The following is a 16,145-nucleotide window of genomic DNA, read 5'->3' on the forward strand; positions in this document are numbered from 1 at the left end:
TTTTTTATGTGTCAGGCGTTTATGCAATGATAGTAGCTTGCGTTAGTTTGCCAAGTTGTCTTTTCGGGGACATTTACCCACTTTTCGATGGTGCATTGCACAATGACCTACCCTGATATCAGTCTCAAGGATGCCGTGCGCGCGGCCCACTGGGCGCAGCTGCTCGACCCCGTGCAACTGGCCCGGGTCGAAGCGGATGTGTTCGAGACTTTCGTGCCGAAAGGCGGCTTCGTGTGCCGCAAGGGCGAACCGGTGGACAACTGGATCGGCGTCATCAGCGGCATGGTCAAGATGAATAATTTTTCCGCTTCCGGCAAGGCGATGACCTTTATCGGCGTGCCGCCCGGCAGCTGGTTCGGCGAAGGTTCATTGCTGAAGAATGAAATCCGCAAATACGACACCATGGCCCTGCGGGACACGCGCGTGGCGCGCCTGCCCGGCACCACCTTCCACTGGCTGCTGGAAACGAGCCTGCCATTTACGCGCTTTTTGCTGATGCAGCTCAACGAGCGCCTGGGACAGTTCATCGGCATGGTGGAAAACGAACGCCTGCTGGACCTGAACACGCGCGTGGCGCGCTGCCTGGCCTCGATGTTCAACTCGCATTTATACCCGGGCGTGGAAACCCTGGTGCAGCTGTCGCAGGAGGAAATCGGCCTGCTGTCCGGTTCCTCGCGCCAGCGCGCCAACCAGGCCTTGCAGGTGCTGGAAAAAAAGGGGCTATTGCGCCTCGATTACGGCGGCATCCGCGTGCTGGACCTGGAAGGCTTGCGCCGCTACGAGGCCGATGATGCTCTCTGAGACCACGCGCGCCGCCGCCCTGCGCGCACGCCTCGATGGCGGCTTTGTCGAGCATGCGCGCTTCACGGGGCCGCCGGTCGATTTCCAAGACTGGACACCCGAAGAACTGGGCGCCGTCTGGGGGGCGCTGCACCGCGCGGCGCGCTTCGGCCATGACGATATCGCGCGGTTCAATCTGGCGCACACGCTGCTGGAACAGGTGACTGAGGCCGGACTGGCGCCATTGCTGGCCGGCGCCGTGTTCCTCGACGCACTCGACGCGGCCGGTGATTACAACCGGGAATGGGAGTACGTCATCGGCTGCCTGGCCAGCCTGCAGGGCGAGGCACCGGCAGGCACGGCGGGGCAGGCGCGGCGCATTCTCGGCGAAACCTCGGGCTGGGCCGAGCGGCCCTACCAGGCCTGGCTGCTGACGCGTCTTGCCGGCGGCGACGCCCCTGCCCAATTCGCGCAGCTGATGGAGGAGCGTCACGCCCGTGATCCGATGCCATTGACCTTGCAGGAATTGGCACTGCTGCCGCAGCTGGCGCAGGCGTCCCTGCTGGCGCTGGCCGGTTCGCGCTACAGCGGCTACTGGAACCGCGACAGTATCGGCGAGGCGGATCCCGCCGCCGTGCTGGCCGACGATGCGGCGTATGCCGCTTTTGCGCGCACGATACTGGAACAGGCGGCGCGCCATATCGCCGCCATCCACGACGGCAGCGTGCCGTATGCGGCCGATGCCGCCTTTGCCACGGCAGATTCTCCCGTGCTGGCGCGCGCCGCGCGGGTCGCTGCTTATCGCGATGATGGATGGTTCCGTCCCGTGATCGCCGTCTTGCTGCCCTTGGCATGCGTGGCGCCCGGCGCGGCCAGGAGCGCGCCGTCGCAGTCGCTGGCGATGGCGCTGGGCCATGCGGTGGAAACCATCCCCACGCCGGAAAGCTTGCTGGCCCTGCGCACGGCGCTGGCGCAGGTGCGCCATGCGGGCATCCGCAAGAAGCTGGAGCGCAATCTGAAACCGGCCGAACGGGCGCTGGCCGAACGGCCCGATATCGCCTGGCGGGTCGGCATGCCCGGCCCCATGGGCAAGCGGCGCCAGGCCATGCTGGCGCGCCGCCTGGAAGCGGGCTACGCCAGCGAGGTGTGGTTTGGCCTGGACCAATGGCGCGCCTTGCGCGACGATGCCGATATCGAGACGGTGGCGCGCGCGCTGGTCTGGCGCACGGGCGACGGCCTGGCCTTCATGCCCGACGGGAAGGGCGCCATCGATGCGCAGGGGCAGCCAGTGGCATTGCCTGAACAAGGCGACATCGGCCTGTGGCATCCCCTGCACGGCAGCGGGGAGCAGCGCGCCGCCTGGCAGGCGCTGCTCGCGCAGCGGCGCGTGCGCCAGCCGCTGCGTCAGGTGTATCGTGAAATATATGCACCGCCCGGCGACGGCGGCGCCCCATTTGCCGGCTACCAGTTGTCGCTGCGTACCTTGCTGGGACTGGCCCGCCGCGAAGGCTGGCGGCTCGATGACGATGAAGGCTTGTCGCGGCAATTCGGCGCCTGGCGCGTATTGCTGCGCCTCGGAGGACACGTCTATCCAGGCGCGGGCGGCGCATGCATGTCAAACGGGCTGGCGCCCGCGCAGATGATGCCGATGGCGCCGGTGGCATATTCGGAAGCGTGCCGCGCGGTGGACCTGCTGGTCAGCGCCAGCGCCCTGGCGCTGCTGGAAGAGGAGCAAAGCGTGCAGCGCGAAGAGCGCCTGTTTTACCTGGCCAATCTGGCGCCGGGGCCGATGGCGGGCATGCGGCGCACCGTGCTGGAACAGGTATTCGCGGACCATATCGAGGACGGACGAATGGCGCTCGAAGCGCGCCACCTGATGGTCTGCAGGCATGCGATTCACCTGAGTACCGGCAGGGTCACGCTGGATGGCGCCGAGGTAGCGAGCGAGGTGGCAGCGAAGGGGAGCAAGCTGGGAGCCGTGCCGTGGCTGCCGCACGATGAGGCGCTGCTGGAAAAAATCGTCGGCCTCGCCGGCCAGCTGCTCCAGCATTGAAGACGAGCCGCATCCTGATCCTGGCCTGGGCTGCGTGAGTACTGCATTGCCGGCAATCGGAGTATCATGAGCGCTTCCCAGCACAGCACCTTTTCGCCGCCATGCAGACATCCGTTCACAGTAATCCCGCCTCCCGTTTGACCTTGCTGCGCGCCGCCATGCGCGCGCAGCAGATCGATGCCCTGATCGTGCCATCGGCCGATCCGCATTTGTCCGAGTACCTGCCGGCCCGCTGGCAGGGCCGCGAGTGGCTGTCGGGCTTTACGGGTTCCGTCGGTACCCTGGTCGTGACGCAGGATTTTGCCGGCGTGTGGACCGATGGCCGTTACTGGGAACAAGCGGAAGACGAGCTGGCTGGCAGCGGCATCGTCCTGAAAAAAATCCCGTCCGGCGCCAGCGTGCTGTATATCGACTGGCTGGGCGAGACCGTGCAGCCGGGGCAGACGGTGGCCGTCGATGGCGCCGTGCTGGGTCTGGCCAATGCGCGCCTGCTGCAGCAGGCGCTGGGCGCGCAAGTGACCCTGCGTACGGACATCGACGTGCTGCAAGCCGTGTGGCCCGATCGCCCGGCCATGCCGGTCGCGCCCGTATATGAACATGCGCCCGCGTATCCATCGCTGTCGCGCACGCAGAAACTGGCGGCCCTGCGCGCCGGCATGGCGGTGCACGGCGCCAGCCACCACGTGATTTCCACGCTCGACGATATCGCGTATCTGTTCAACTTGCGCGGCGCCGACGTGCACTACAACCCCGTCTTCCTCGCGCATGCGCTGGTGGGCCCGGAGCGCGCCACGCTGTTCATCGCCGAAGGCAAGCTGCCGGCGTCCCTGCGCGCCACCCTGGAAAGCGAAGGCGTGGACGTGGCCGCGTACGACCGCACGGCGGTTGCATTGGCCGCCTTGCCGGCCGGCGCCACCTTGTTGCTCGACCCGCGCCGCATCACGTTCGGCACGCGCCAGGCCGTGGCCGAGGGCGTGCGGGTGGTCGAATCCATCAACCCGACCACCCTGGCCAAGTCGCGCAAGACGGATAGCGAAGCGGCGCACGTGCGCGCCGCCATGGAGCAAGATGGCGCTGCCCTGTGCGAATTTTTCAGCTGGTTAGATTGCACCCTGGCCGACCCGCAGCGCGCGCTATTGACGGAAATCGGCATCGACGAACACCTGACGGCCGCGCGCGCGCGCCGCGCCGGTTTTGTCAGCCCCAGTTTCGGCACCATCGCCGGCTTCAATGCGCATGGCGCCATCATGCATTACCACGCGCATGCGGATTCGGCCGCCACCATCGAAGGCGACGGCTTGCTGCTGATCGACTCGGGCGGCCAGTATTGGGGCGGCACCACGGACATCACGCGCGTGGTCCCCGTCGGCACGATCACGCCCGAACACCGGCGCGATTTCACCCTGGTCTTGCGCAGCATGATCGCCCTGTCGCGCGCGCAGTTCCCGCGCGGCGTGAAGTCGCCCATGCTCGACGCCATCGCCCGCGCGCCGCTGTGGGCCGAGGGCATCGACTTTGGCCACGGCACGGGCCACGGCGTGGGCTTTTTCCTCAACGTCCACGAAGGGCCGCAATCGATTTCCCAGTCCGCCATGCCGGAGCCGCAGACGGCCATGGAACCGGGCATGATCACCTCCATCGAACCGGGCATCTACCGCCCTGGCCAGTGGGGCATCCGCATCGAGAACCTGGTGCTGAACGTGCCTGCGGAAACGACGCAGTTTGGCGAATTTCTCCGCTTCGAAACCCTGACCCTGTGCCCGATCGACACGCGCTGCGTGGAACGGTCGCTGCTGCGCGACGACGAGGCGGCGTGGCTGAACGACTATCACGCCACCGTGCGCGCGCGCCTGGCGCCGCTGTTGTCCGGCGATGCGCTGGCGTGGCTGGAACAGCGCACGGGAGCCATCTGATGCGCTCGACCCGCGCCACCTCCGCCATCGAGCGGCTCAAGGAACGCACCGGCCACCGTCTCTACACGATGGCGCGCACGGGCGATGAACTGTTCTTTCTCACGGAAGGCCCCGGCTTGCCGCCTTTGTGCCCGCCGCTGGAACTCGATGCGTTTGTCGCCTTCGTCAATGGCCTGGGACCGCAAAAGGCGCGCCGCGTCAGCAAGCTCGACGTGGCGTTTGAAAAGCAGCTGACCAAAAAGCCCCAGGATTAAATGCCGACCATCGACTTCCTGCGCGCCTACTGGTCGCCGGCCGAGCTGGCGACGAATGGCGTGATCCTGCTGAACCTGCTGGGCGCGCTGCTGCTGGGCTTGCTGGTGGGTTACGAGCGTTCTTATCACGGGCGCGCGGCCGGCATGCGCACTTACAGCCTTGTCTGCATGGCCTCGGCCGCGCTGACGGTGCTGGGCGGCTATCCTGAATTTTGGTACGGCGGCCATGGCGCCATCGTCGGCAGCGATCCCACGCGCGTCATCCAGGGCATCGTCACGGGCGTGGGTTTCCTCGGCGCCGGCGTCATCATGCGCGAGGGGTTCAATATCAGCGGCCTGACGACGGCCGCCTCGATCTGGGCCTCGTCCGTGATCGGCATCATGGTCGGCATCGGCTTTTATCTGTCGGCCATGGGCCTGGCCTTCCTGTGCGCGATGGCGATGATTTTTCTGTCAAAATTGGAGAACTGGCTGCCGTCGCGCCACGCGGTGGCCATCACCATGCGCTTCAAGCAAGGCTTTATTCCCCGTGAGGATGCGCTGCGGCGCATGGCGGCCAAGCGCGGCTACGATATCGCCAGCGGCTCGCTGACCATCGGCAGCAACGAAGGCATGCAGGAATGGCGTTTTGTCGCCATCGCGCATGGCAAGAACACGGGCGCCAGCCTGTCGGCCATGTCGGCCGAACTGGCCGCTTTCGAAGGCATCGCCGGCTTCCAGCTGTCGCATGCCCGCAATTGATACGGATGCCGAGAGAATGAATATGGATGCACAGGCACAAGCGGTACTCGATTTCTGGTTCCTGCCGCCGGATAACCCGGATTATGGCCAGTCGCGCATGGAATGGTTCCGCAAGGATGACGGCTTTGACGCGCAGATACGCGAGCGTTTCGGCGCGCTGATCGATGCCGCCATCGACGGCGGCTTGCGTGAATGGGATGCGACGCCGCACGGCGCGCTGGCGCGCCTCATCGTGCTCGATCAATTCACGCGCAATGTGTATCGCGGCACGCCGCGCGCCTTTGCCGGCGACACCCGGGCGCTGGCGTTGGCCATCGCCTTGACGCAAGCGGGACAGGACGGGCAATTGCCGCCGATGCTGCGCGCCTTTGCCTACCTGCCGTTCGAACACGCGGAAGACCTGGCCATGCAGGCGCGTGCCGTCGAGCTGTTCCAGCTGCTGTCGCAGGCGCAGCCCGGTTTTGACGGCATGCTCGACTACGCCGAGCGCCACCAGGAAGTGATCGCCCGCTTTGGCCGTTTCCCGCACCGTAACGCCATCCTGGGCCGCGCTTCCACGCCGCAAGAGGTGGAATTCCTGCGCCAGCCGGGATCGAGCTTCTAGAAAATCATCATGAACGTCACTTTGAATATCATCGGCGCCGGCCACGTGGGCCGCGTGCTGGGCAGTTTGTTCGCCGGCGTGGAAGGTGTCGCCGTGCAGGACGTGCTCACGCGCTCGATGGCCTCGGCGCAAGCGGCCGTGGCCTTCATCGGCGCCGGAACCCCCGTCGACAGCTATGCGGCCTTGCGCCACGCCGACGTCACCATGCTGGCCGTCTCCGACGATCAGATCGGTCCGGCCTGCGCGGCGCTGGTGGCCGAAGGGCGCCAGGCGGGCGCCATCGTGTTTCACTGCAGCGGCGCGCTGGCCTCGAACGTGCTGCTGGCGGCCACGCAGGCCGGCGCGTTTGTCGCCAGCGCCCACCCGATCCGCAGCTTTGCCGATCCGGCACAAGTGGCCGCCACCTTTGACGGCACGTTTTGCGGCGTCGAAGGCGACCCGCTGGCGCTGGCCTTCCTCACGCCGGCCTTGAACGCCATCGGCGCGCGCCCCGTGCCCATCGATCCGGCCGCCAAGACCCTGTATCACGCGGCCGCCGTCTTTGCCAGCAATTATCTGGTGACGGTGCTCGACGCGGCCTTGCGCGCCTACCAGGCGGCCGGCATTCCCGAGCCGGTGGCGCGCGAACTGGCCCAGCCCCTGGTGACGGAAGCGGTGGCGAATGTATTCCGTCTGGGCGCCGCGCCCGCGCTGTCCGGTCCCATCGCGCGCGGCGACTCGGCCACCGTGCAACGCCAGCAACTGGCCGTGCAAAACTGGGATGCCGCCACGGGCGAGTTGTACCGGGCGCTGGTGGCGCCCACGCAGGATCTGGCCAGGCGCAAGCGCGGGGGGTGACTCAGGCGGCGTGCACGCCGTTGCGGCCGTGATGCTTGGCCTGATACAAGGCGCTGTCGGCGCGCGAAAAGAAGGCCGATTCGCTTTCCTCCGGCCGGTACTCGGCCACGCCCAGGCTGATCGTCACGGGCAGCTCCGGCGCGGGCAGGCCGAAATCGTGGTGTTCGATGGCAGCGCGCAGGTTTTCCGCTACTTCCGCCGCTTGCGCCAGGCTGCAGTTATTCAGCAGTACCAGGTATTCCTCGCCGCCCCAGCGCGTGATGACGTCGCTTTCGCGCACGGTGGCGCGCGCCACGTCGGCCACACCCCGGATGACCTTGTCGCCCCACAGGTGGCCGTGAGTATCGTTGACGCGCTTGAAGAAATCGATGTCGAAGAGGATGGCGGACATCGGTTGTTCGTTGCGTTTGGACAAGAGCATGGCGCGCTGGAACAGCAATTCCAGCGATTGGCGGTTCAATAGCCCCGTCAGTGCATCCGTCGAGGCGATGCGTTCGATGCGGCGCTGGTAGCGGTTCACCGTTAGCAAGGTCAACAGCAGTACCAGCAGGGTGACGCCAAAGCTGATGGCCAGGTTGAAGATGAAGACGCGCTGCAGCGACTGGACTTCGTCGCTGACATTCTGCTCGACCACCAGGTACCAGCCCAGTTCGGGAATGAAGCGCGAATTGACGAGGATTTGTGCGCGCCCCAGCTGGTACGACAGATGCGTCGGTTCGCTCTGGTGGTTGATGATCTGCTCGGCAATGGCGTTCACGCCGGGCAGGCTGCGGATGTTGCCGTGCCCGTTGCGCATGGTCTTGCCCGCCAACACCAGCATGCCGGCGCCGTCGACAAAATAGATGTTGCGGTGGAAGCGCGCCTGGTAGCGGTCGATGATGTGGCTCATGGTCGCCAGGGTCAGGCCGATGCCGGTAGCGCCGATGAACTGGCCATCGTAATCATAAACGCGGTGGTTGATGAAGATGGTCATGCTGTCGCGGTTGGCCATGTCCACGTCGACATTCGTCTCGTAATCGGTCTGCTCCATGGCGCGTACGCGGTAGTACCAGATGTCGCGCGTGGCCTGTGGGCTGACGGATTTCAGGGTGCCTTCCGCATAGTAATATTTGCTGCTCTTGTCCGAGACGAGAAAGCTGGTGATGGCGCCGTACTTCTTCTTGACCTCGGCCAGGTAGCGCACGATCTGTTCCGGCTTGTTTTCGCCGGCCAGTATCCAGTCGCGCACGAAGGTGTCGTGCGCCATCAGCGAGGAAATGAAGACGGGACGCAGCATGTCCTTCTGGATTTCCGAATAGATATTGTCGCCCGTCAGCGGCAGGGTCTGGTCGGCGATGCCATGCTCGATGGCCTGGCGCGAGGCCAGGTAGCTGGCCAGGCTGGTGGCCATGAAGCCCGCCCCCAGGATCAGGGTGAGGAGGATGAGCAGGCGGTACTTGATCGACAGAAGACGCATGGAGACGAGGGGTGGCCGGCGGGAAGGCAATCGTGAGGCAAGCCAAAAGTATGCAGCAGGCCGGGTATTGGCGCAATGATAACTGGCTTTATTGATAATTTACGCTGGCGAACGCGACAAGATAACCACGACTTACCAAATAAAAGTGCCGATTTGTCGACAAAGATGCCAATTAGCAATAAGATTTGACGAGGGGAATCATTGCGCACCGCCCCTGTCTTGCCGCCCGTTTCAGGCGCGGGACATTACGCGCAGGGAGTGTTGTATGTTATTTTTAAAGAGTACGTCTGTCAGCAAGGCCCCCGGCATCTACGAGGTCGACATCGCCGCCAAACCACCGGGCAAGACCTTCGGCATTTTTCTCGCCACCGATCCCGACCATCCACCCCTTGCCTTGCTGGGACAATTGAAGGCGCTCGGCTTCGAGAACACCTATAGTTCGCCTTATCTGCACAAGGATGCGGGCAAAGTGCTGGACCTGCATTTCCAGAAGGATGGCACGGATATCTTCAAGGGCTGGAAAACCGAGGAGTGCACGCACAACCTGGCGGCCATCACGGCGCTGTTCGAGGAGCATGGCATTGCTATCGCCCCACGCGTGATGTCGATGGCGGAAGCCTACGCTTAATCTGCCTCAACCGCTTCAACCCGCCTCCACACCAATGTGATACAGCGCCCACGGGCAGCTGGTGTAGCGTTCGGCCAGGGGCAGGGCTGCCACGGCCGCGATGCGGTCCGCATCGTGGATCGCCCATAGCGGTCCCAGTCCGCCCAGCGCCATCGCCTGCCCGTCCAGGTGGGTGGCGACAATAAAACGCTGTGCGCGCGCCTGCGCCATGGTCAGCGCCGCCGCATAGCCATCCACGGCGCGCAGCAGCAGCCGCACGGCATCTTCCTCGGGCGCGCCCGCCGCCTTCAATACATCGACCAGCAACGGCCCGCGCAGGGCGTGTGCCTTGCCATCGTATTCCAGGGTGGGGTGGATGGTGCGCGCCGGCAAGTTCGCCAGCGCCGCAAAGTCGAAGGCCCGCGCCCGCTCAAAACTGATCTTTTGCTTGTGCATCATCTGGTCGCGCACGGCGTCGAATGGACCGCGGTTCGGCTTGTCGATGCTGCCAGTGATGGTCAGCAGGGCAGGACCGCGCAGGCCGGCGGGCGCCGCCCGGGCGATGGCGGGCAGGGCCGCGCCGGCCATGGCGGCGGCGAGAAACTGACGTTTGTGCATGCACTTCTCCTCTGGACTGAAATCGCTAATGCTCTTAAGTCTATCTTAAGTTCGCTCAACGGTGCGCATTGTACGGTTATTGTCAGTTTGGAATGCTGACTTACATCTTGTCACAGTTCTTACGGAATGAAGAAAGACGTAGCTTTTTTCGGCTGTTATTGTGTCCTCATCGCACTTCGCTGAACTGCGAATCCAGGCACGAATCTAGGAACATTAACTAATTGAGAGAGAGAACATGATGAAGAAGAAAATCCTGTTTGCAATGATCGCTTCCGTTACCGCACTGACCGGCATGAGCGCCGCCCACGCCGAAGGCGCGTATGTGGGTGCTGGCGTCACGGGCAACCGTTATAACTTCGATATTCCTGGCGCCACCAGCGCCGATAATCACAGCGGCTACAAGGCCGGCGCCAAGATCTTCGCCGGTTACGATTTCGATAAAACCTGGGCGGTCGAAGGCGGCTACGCCGATTTCGGCAGCAAGGATTACAGCTATGTCACCGGTGCTGGCAACGGTTCCGTGAAAAGCGATTCGCACGGCTACTACCTGGCCGGCAAGGCCACCATGCCCGTGACCGACAAGGTCGGCGTGTTCGGCAAGCTCGGTGTGGCCAAGGTCAAGAACAGCTTGAGCGGCACAGGCCTGTCGACCGGCATCAGCGGCAACGACAAGACGGGCGTGTACGCTTCCGTTGGCGCCCAGTACGCGATCAACGAGAAAGTCTCGCTGACGGCGGAAGTGGAACACTTCGGCAAGAGCGCCGACCAGGGCCGCAAGGCTACCGGCCTGGCCCTGGGCGCACGCTACAACTTCTAATTCACCGGAAGTTTGCTGAAAAAAAAGGCAGTTACCGCGAGGTAACTGCCTTTTTGCATTGCCGGACCGAAATTACGTGGTCAAGGGCTTGTAGCGGATACGCTTCGGTTTCGCGCCTTCTTCACCCAGGCGTTTCTTCTTGTCGGCTTCATATTCCTGATAGTTGCCGTCAAAGAAGGTGACTTGCGAATTGCCTTCGAAGGCCAGGATGTGCGTGGCGATACGGTCGAGGAACCAGCGATCATGGGAAATGACCATGACGCTGCCGGCAAATTCCAGCAAGGCGTCTTCCAGCGCGCGCAAGGTTTCCACGTCCAGATCGTTCGACGGTTCATCGAGCAGCAGGACGTTGCCGCCCATCAAGAGGGTTTTCGCCAGGTGCAGACGGCCACGCTCACCGCCGGACAGGTTGCCCACCATTTTTTGCTGGTCCGAACCCTTGAAGTTGAAGCGGCCCAGATAGGCGCGCGACGGCATTTCAAAGCGGCCGACCGTCAGCATGTCGGCGCCGCCGGAGACGTCCTCGAACACGGACTTGTTGTCAGCGAGACTATCGCGGTTCTGGTCGACGATGGAGACGCGCGCCGTCTGGCCGATGGCCACTTCGCCGCTGTCCGGCTGTTCCTTGCCGGTGATCATCTTGAACAGGGTCGACTTACCGGCGCCGTTGGGGCCGATGATGCCGACGATGGCGCCTGGCGGCACGGTAAAGCTCAGGTTGTCGATCAGCAAACGGTCGCCGAACGCTTTCGACACGTTCTTGAACTCGATGACGTCATTGCCCAGGCGTTCGGCCACGGGAATGAATATCTCCTGCGTTTCGTTGCGCTTCTGGTATTCGTGCTCGGACAACTCGTTGAAACGGGCCAGGCGGGCTTTCGACTTGGCCTGGCGCGCTTTCGGGTTCTGGCGCGACCATTCCAATTCCTTCTGCAGCGCCTTCTGGCGCGCCGATTCCGTCGATTCTTCCTGCTTCAGGCGGGCTTGCTTCTGCTCCAGCCAGGTCGAGTAGTTACCCTTCCATGGAATGCCGCTGCCGCGGTCCAGTTCCAGGATCCACTCTGCCGCGTTGTCGAGGAAGTAGCGGTCATGGGTGATGGCCACCACGGTGCCGGGGAAGCGCAGCAGGAATTGTTCCAGCCAGTCGACCGATTCCGCATCCAGATGGTTGGTCGGTTCGTCGAGCAGCAGCATGTCGGGTTTCGACAGCAGCAGCTTGCATAGCGCCACGCGGCGCTTTTCACCGCCGGACAGCACGCCGACCTTGGCGTCCCATGGCGGCAGGCGCAGCGCGTCGGCGGCCATTTCTAGCTGCAGATTCAAATTGCCGCCGTCGGACGTCGAAATGATCGCTTCCAGGCGTGCCTGTTCCGTGGCCAGGGCGTCGAAATCGGCGTCTTCCTCGGCATACGCGGCGTATACGGCTTCCAGCTTGGCTTGCGCTTCAAACACTTCGCCCAGGCCCGATTCCACTTCCTGGCGCACGGTTTTTTCCGGGTCCAGCTGCGGTTCCTGCGGCAGGTAGCCGATGTTCAGGCCCGGCATCGGCACGGCTTCGCCCTGGATGTCGGTGTCGATGCCTGCCATGATTTTCAGCAGGGTCGATTTGCCGGAGCCGTTCAGGCCCAGTACGCCGATCTTCGCGCCTGGGAAGAAGGACAGGGAAATATCTTTCAGAATCTGGCGCTTGGGCGGGACGATTTTGCCCACGCGATTCATGGTGTAGACGTAATTTGCCATTAGAAATCTCGGGTGATATACAAAGACGGACAGGATACGGTAAACGCCCGCTTCCGGCCAGCGCTGCGCGCTGCCGGGGCGGGTAAAACCGGATTACGCAGCCAGCCGCGCGCGGCGGCTGCTCCACAGCCCTTCAGCCGCGTACAGGCCCAGCGCCGTCCAGATGACGAGGAAGCCCAGCATGCGCTCGGGCGTGAACGATTCGTGGAAGACCCACACGCCGATCAGTAACTGGCCCGTGGGGGCGATGTATTGCAACAATCCCAGCACGGCCAGCGGCAGGCGGCGCGCGCCGGCGGCAAACAGCAGCAGGGGAATGGCCGTGATGGGGCCGGACGCCAGCAGCAGCGCGCGCGTGGCGGTGGAATCTGTATTGACGAAGCCGCTCTGGCCATGCCAGCCCAGCCACAGCATGTAGGCCAGCGCCAGGGGAAATAAAATCAATGTTTCGAACGACAGGCCTTCCAGCGCGCCCAGCGCGGCCGTCTTGCGCAGCAAGCCATAGCCGCCGAAGGTGGCCGCCAGCAGCAGGGCGATCCAGGGCACTTGCCCCGCCTGCCACGTGAGCCAGGCCACGCCGCAGGCGGCCAGGCCGATGGCCAGCCACTGCAGGCGGCGCAGGCGTTCGTGCAGCAGCAAAAAGCCCAGCATGACGTTGATCAGGGGCGTAATGAAGTAGCCGAGGCTGGCGTCGACCACGTGGCCGTTGTTGACGGCCCAGATATAGATGAACCAGTTGGCGGAGAGTAAAAACGCACTGGCGACGAAGCTGGCCACCACCCTGGGCTGCGCTTTCAGGCTGCCCAGCCAGCTCCACTGCCGGCGCACGGTCAGCACGATTCCCAGGAACAATAGCGACCAGACCATGCGGTGCGCCAGGATTTCCTGCGGCGCGATCTCGCCGATGGCGTGGAAGTACAGGGGGAACAGGCCCCAGCACAGGAAGGCGAGGGAGGCGTACAACATGCCTGGATTCATGATGGGCTTCGCTGGAGAGTAGACAGTCTGTCATTATGGCTGAAAACATCGGGAGCTGCCCGGCGCCGCTGGCGAGGCGTAGAATGGCAACAAATTAATGGCCGCAAGCCCGCGCAGCAAGGCGGAGCGGCACAAAACCACGACTTTGGGGCAGCTGCGGAACCATGCAAAAATACTCTTGCTATTTGCTAATACCTATCATATTGTGCGATGCAACAAAACAAAAACGGGTGCAACCTTGACGTCGGAACATAAAAAAAGCGGCCTTGCCGGCATGACGCTGGCGGCCGTGGGCATCGTTTACGGCGATATCGGCACCAGTCCGCTGTACACCCTCAAAACGGTCTTCGACCCCGCCCATGGCCTGCTGCTCTCGCATGAAAACCTGCTGGGCATCGTTTCGCTGATTTTCTGGGGCCTGACCCTGATCGTCTCGCTCAAGTACGTGACACTGGTGTTGCGCGCCGACAACCGTGGCGAGGGCGGCATCATGGCCCTGATGGCGCTGGTGCTGTCGTCCGTCAGCCGCCTGTCGCGCTGGCATTTCCCGCTGATGGTGATCGGCGTCTTCGGCGCCACCCTGTTCTATGGCGACAGCGTGATCACGCCGGCCATTTCCGTGCTGTCGGCGATCGAAGGCCTGGAAGTGGCCACGCCCGCCTTCAGTCCGTATGTGGTGCCGCTGACGATGGTGGTGCTGGTGGCGCTGTACTCGGTGCAGTCGCATGGCACGGCCGGCATCGGCCGCTATTTTGCCCCCATCATGGTGCTGTGGTTTGCCGCGCTGGCCGGCATGGGCGTGGTCAACATCATCAAGTCGCCGGCCATCCTGGCCGCGCTCAATCCCCTGCACGCGGCCACTTTCCTGATGAATAACGGTTTTGTCGCATTCGTTGCCCTGGGCGCCGTGGTGCTGGCGCTGACGGGCGCCGAGGCGCTGTACGCCGACATGGGCCACTTCGGCAAGAAGCCGATCCGCCTGGCCTGGTTCCTGATCGCCTTTCCCGCGCTGGCGCTGAACTACCTGGGCCAGGGCGGCTTGCTGCTGGCCCATCCGGAAGCCGTCTCGAATCCGTTTTACCAGCAACTGGGCGCGTGGAGCGTGTATCCGCTGGTGATCCTGTCGACCATGGCTACCGTGATCGCCTCGCAGGCCACCATTTCCGGCACCTTCTCGATGACCAAGCAAGCGATCGCGCTGGGCTTTTTGCCGCGCATGCGCGTGCGCCACACGTCGGAAAGCGAAATCGGCCAGATTTACATCCCTGCCGTGAACTGGCTGCAGCTGGCCGTGGTGCTGCTGGCCGTCATCGGCTTCGGTTCCTCGGAAAACCTGGCCGCCGCCTACGGCATCGCCGTCACGGCCACGATGCTGTCGACCACCATCCTGACGTTCTTCGTCATCCGCTACCGCTGGAAGATGAACCTGGCCCTGTGCTGGGCCGCGACGGGCTTTTTCCTGATCATCGACGTCAACCTGGTGTCGGCCACCGCGCTGAAATTGTTCCATGGCGGCTGGTTCCCGCTGCTGCTGGGCTCGATTTTGTTCATCGTCATGCTGACCTGGAAGCGGGGCCGCCAGCTGGTGTTCCAGAATCTGGAAAAGCATGCGATCCCGCTCGACGACTTCCTCTCGTCGCTGTTCATCGCGCCGCCGCTGCGCGTACCGGGCACGGCCATCTTCCTGCGTGGCGAAACGGATGGCGTGCCGCATGCGCTGCTGCACAACTTGTTGCACAACAAGGTGTTGCACGAACGGGTGATCTTCCTCACCGTCTTCATGCATGAAGAGCCGTGGGTGGCGCCATCGGAGCGCGTGCGCGTGGTGGATCTGGGCCACCAGTGCTACCAGGTGAATGTGCATTATGGCTTCAAGGATGAACCGGATATTCCATCCGCGCTGGCGCAATGCGCGCAGCAGGGACTCGATTTCGAGATGATGGAGACGTCGTTCTTCATCGCGCGCCAGACCATCATCTCGACGCCCGGTGCCGGCATGATGCCGTGGCGCGAGCACCTGTTCGTCACCATGTCGCGCAATGCGCGCACGGCGGCCGACTACTATCAGATTCCGAGTAACCGGGTGATCGAACTGGGCACGCAGGTGGAAATATAGATATTGTGTCAACGTTGCATCGAGACACATTTATTGCCTTGCTTACGTCTGCTTACAAATGGGCTACGCGAGTCCTGTTAAACTCCAGCCCGTACCGGTCCGCACCGTACGGGCTTAGCCACACACCAATATTTAAAGGGAAACCATGAAATCGGTATTTCAAATGATCGCCACCCTCGCTTGCGCCGTGGCCCTGACCGCTTGCGGCGCCGCTGCCAACACCGAGAAGCCGGTCGTGCTTGACCCGAACACGCAAGTCAAAGAATTCGTCTTTCCTGACCTGGTGAAAGGCACCGGCACGGTTGCCGCCGCGGGCGATACCTTGACGGTGGTCTACACGGGCTGGCTGTATGACGCGAGCAAGCCGGACGGCAAAGGCGCGCAGTTCGATGCGACACTCCCTCCCAAAAGTTTTACGTTTATCCTCGGCATCGGCAAAATGATTCTGGGCTGGGACCGTGGCCTGGTCGGCATGCAAGAGGGTGGCACGCGCCGCCTGCTCATTCCGTATGACCTGGGCTATGGCGTTGGCGGCACCCGTGATTCGACGGGTGCGGTGGTGATCCCGCCTTACGCCGGCCTCGTGTTCGACATCACGCTGCGTAAAGTAGATAAAAAGTAAGCACGCGCA

Annotated in this window: 15 protein-coding genes; 11 read left to right on the forward strand and 4 right to left on the reverse strand. The window is 63.4% G+C overall.

Annotated elements, in window-relative coordinates; all coding sequences use genetic code 11:
- Positions 1 to 102 precede the first annotated feature (102 nt).
- The 7 genes from CSQ93_RS08920 (at position 103) to CSQ93_RS08950 (ending at position 7,182) form a co-directional block, all read left to right on the forward strand.
- Positions 103 to 801, forward strand: coding sequence for a Crp/Fnr family transcriptional regulator (locus tag CSQ93_RS08920; protein WP_099377748.1), 699 nt, complete (start codon positions 103 to 105; stop codon positions 799 to 801).
- The gene (locus CSQ93_RS08925) at positions 788 to 2,833 is read left to right on the forward strand and encodes a DUF4132 domain-containing protein (RefSeq protein WP_099377749.1); all 2,046 of its coding nucleotides are present in this window, start codon (positions 788 to 790) and stop codon (positions 2,831 to 2,833) included. Before CSQ93_RS08920 ends, CSQ93_RS08925 begins: the two co-directional genes overlap by 14 nt.
- A gap of 101 nt (positions 2,834 to 2,934) precedes the next feature.
- Positions 2,935 to 4,746: an aminopeptidase P family protein gene (locus tag CSQ93_RS08930; protein WP_099377750.1), complete on the forward strand. Its 1,812-nt coding sequence runs from the start codon at positions 2,935 to 2,937 to the stop codon at positions 4,744 to 4,746.
- Entirely contained in the window at positions 4,746 to 5,000 is a 255-nt protein-coding gene (locus CSQ93_RS08935; protein WP_077398459.1) for a hypothetical protein, read from the forward strand. Before CSQ93_RS08930 ends, CSQ93_RS08935 begins: the two co-directional genes overlap by 1 nt.
- Positions 5,001 to 5,741 carry an MgtC/SapB family protein gene (locus CSQ93_RS08940; protein WP_099377751.1) on the forward strand — a complete coding sequence of 247 codons (741 nt, stop codon included), beginning with the start codon at positions 5,001 to 5,003 and terminating at the stop codon, positions 5,739 to 5,741. It abuts the gene before it with no gap.
- Positions 5,742 to 5,757: 16 nt separating this feature from the next.
- Positions 5,758 to 6,345: a DUF924 family protein gene (locus CSQ93_RS08945; RefSeq protein ID WP_099377752.1), complete on the forward strand. Its 588-nt coding sequence runs from the start codon at positions 5,758 to 5,760 to the stop codon at positions 6,343 to 6,345.
- A gap of 9 nt (positions 6,346 to 6,354) precedes the next feature.
- The gene (locus CSQ93_RS08950) at positions 6,355 to 7,182 is read left to right on the forward strand and encodes a Rossmann-like and DUF2520 domain-containing protein (RefSeq protein ID WP_099377753.1); all 828 of its coding nucleotides are present in this window, start codon (positions 6,355 to 6,357) and stop codon (positions 7,180 to 7,182) included.
- A gap of 1 nt (position 7,183) precedes the next feature.
- On the opposite strand, the gene CSQ93_RS08955 is transcribed toward CSQ93_RS08950, so the two are convergent.
- The gene (locus CSQ93_RS08955; RefSeq protein WP_099377754.1) at positions 7,184 to 8,638 is read right to left on the reverse strand and encodes a sensor domain-containing diguanylate cyclase; all 1,455 of its coding nucleotides are present in this window, start codon (positions 8,636 to 8,638) and stop codon (positions 7,184 to 7,186) included.
- Between the two features lie 265 nt (positions 8,639 to 8,903).
- On the opposite strand from CSQ93_RS08955, the gene CSQ93_RS08960 reads away from it, so the two are divergent.
- Entirely contained in the window at positions 8,904 to 9,266 is a 363-nt protein-coding gene (locus tag CSQ93_RS08960) for a hypothetical protein (RefSeq protein ID WP_034783761.1), read from the forward strand.
- 15 nt (positions 9,267 to 9,281) lie between these two features.
- On the opposite strand, the gene CSQ93_RS08965 is transcribed toward CSQ93_RS08960, so the two are convergent.
- Entirely contained in the window at positions 9,282 to 9,863 is a 582-nt protein-coding gene (locus CSQ93_RS08965) for a molybdopterin-dependent oxidoreductase (protein WP_099377755.1), read from the reverse strand.
- A 235-nt stretch (positions 9,864 to 10,098) separates the two neighbouring features.
- Between CSQ93_RS08965 and CSQ93_RS08970 the strand changes: the two genes are divergently transcribed.
- Complete coding sequence (locus CSQ93_RS08970) at positions 10,099 to 10,680, forward strand: porin family protein (RefSeq protein ID WP_034752848.1); 582 nt, start codon at positions 10,099 to 10,101, stop codon at positions 10,678 to 10,680.
- Positions 10,681 to 10,752: 72 nt separating this feature from the next.
- Here CSQ93_RS08970 and ettA read toward each other — a convergent pair whose 3' ends face one another.
- Positions 10,753 to 12,420, reverse strand: a complete 1,668-nt coding sequence (gene ettA / locus CSQ93_RS08975; RefSeq protein WP_034783756.1) for an energy-dependent translational throttle protein EttA — start codon at positions 12,418 to 12,420, stop codon at positions 10,753 to 10,755.
- A gap of 93 nt (positions 12,421 to 12,513) precedes the next feature.
- The gene (gene rarD / locus CSQ93_RS08980) at positions 12,514 to 13,398 is read right to left on the reverse strand and encodes an EamA family transporter RarD (protein ID WP_099377756.1); all 885 of its coding nucleotides are present in this window, start codon (positions 13,396 to 13,398) and stop codon (positions 12,514 to 12,516) included.
- Positions 13,399 to 13,636: 238 nt separating this feature from the next.
- Here rarD and CSQ93_RS08985 point away from each other — a divergent pair, with 238 nt between their 5' ends.
- Together CSQ93_RS08985 and CSQ93_RS08990 are read left to right on the forward strand one after the other, a co-directional pair.
- The gene (locus tag CSQ93_RS08985) at positions 13,637 to 15,514 is read left to right on the forward strand and encodes a potassium transporter Kup (protein ID WP_099377757.1); all 1,878 of its coding nucleotides are present in this window, start codon (positions 13,637 to 13,639) and stop codon (positions 15,512 to 15,514) included.
- Positions 15,515 to 15,659: 145 nt separating this feature from the next.
- Entirely contained in the window at positions 15,660 to 16,136 is a 477-nt protein-coding gene (locus tag CSQ93_RS08990) for an FKBP-type peptidyl-prolyl cis-trans isomerase (RefSeq protein ID WP_099377758.1), read from the forward strand.
- Positions 16,137 to 16,145: the final 9 nt, after the last annotated feature.

The organism is Janthinobacterium sp. BJB426 (assembly GCF_002735705.1).
Classification (GTDB): Bacteria; Pseudomonadota; Gammaproteobacteria; order Burkholderiales; family Burkholderiaceae_D; genus Janthinobacterium.

Coding starts and splice junctions, on each gene's coding strand:
- rarD (WP_099377756.1), bottom strand. CDS start 13,398: ATGAATCCAGGCATGTTGTACGCCTCCCTCGCCTTCCTGTGCTGGGGC.
- CSQ93_RS08955 (WP_099377754.1), bottom strand. CDS start 8,638: ATGCGTCTTCTGTCGATCAAGTACCGCCTGCTCATCCTCCTCACCCTG.
- CSQ93_RS08920 (WP_099377748.1), top strand. CDS start 103: ATGACCTACCCTGATATCAGTCTCAAGGATGCCGTGCGCGCGGCCCAC.
- ettA (WP_034783756.1), bottom strand. CDS start 12,420: ATGGCAAATTACGTCTACACCATGAATCGCGTGGGCAAAATCGTCCCG.
- CSQ93_RS08940 (WP_099377751.1), top strand. CDS start 5,001: ATGCCGACCATCGACTTCCTGCGCGCCTACTGGTCGCCGGCCGAGCTG.
- CSQ93_RS08965 (WP_099377755.1), bottom strand. CDS start 9,863: ATGCACAAACGTCAGTTTCTCGCCGCCGCCATGGCCGGCGCGGCCCTG.
- CSQ93_RS08935 (WP_077398459.1), top strand. CDS start 4,746: ATGCGCTCGACCCGCGCCACCTCCGCCATCGAGCGGCTCAAGGAACGC.
- CSQ93_RS08990 (WP_099377758.1), top strand. CDS start 15,660: ATGAAATCGGTATTTCAAATGATCGCCACCCTCGCTTGCGCCGTGGCC.
- CSQ93_RS08970 (WP_034752848.1), top strand. CDS start 10,099: ATGATGAAGAAGAAAATCCTGTTTGCAATGATCGCTTCCGTTACCGCA.
- CSQ93_RS08945 (WP_099377752.1), top strand. CDS start 5,758: ATGAATATGGATGCACAGGCACAAGCGGTACTCGATTTCTGGTTCCTG.
- CSQ93_RS08960 (WP_034783761.1), top strand. CDS start 8,904: ATGTTATTTTTAAAGAGTACGTCTGTCAGCAAGGCCCCCGGCATCTAC.
- CSQ93_RS08930 (WP_099377750.1), top strand. CDS start 2,935: ATGCAGACATCCGTTCACAGTAATCCCGCCTCCCGTTTGACCTTGCTG.
- CSQ93_RS08925 (WP_099377749.1), top strand. CDS start 788: ATGATGCTCTCTGAGACCACGCGCGCCGCCGCCCTGCGCGCACGCCTC.
- CSQ93_RS08950 (WP_099377753.1), top strand. CDS start 6,355: ATGAACGTCACTTTGAATATCATCGGCGCCGGCCACGTGGGCCGCGTG.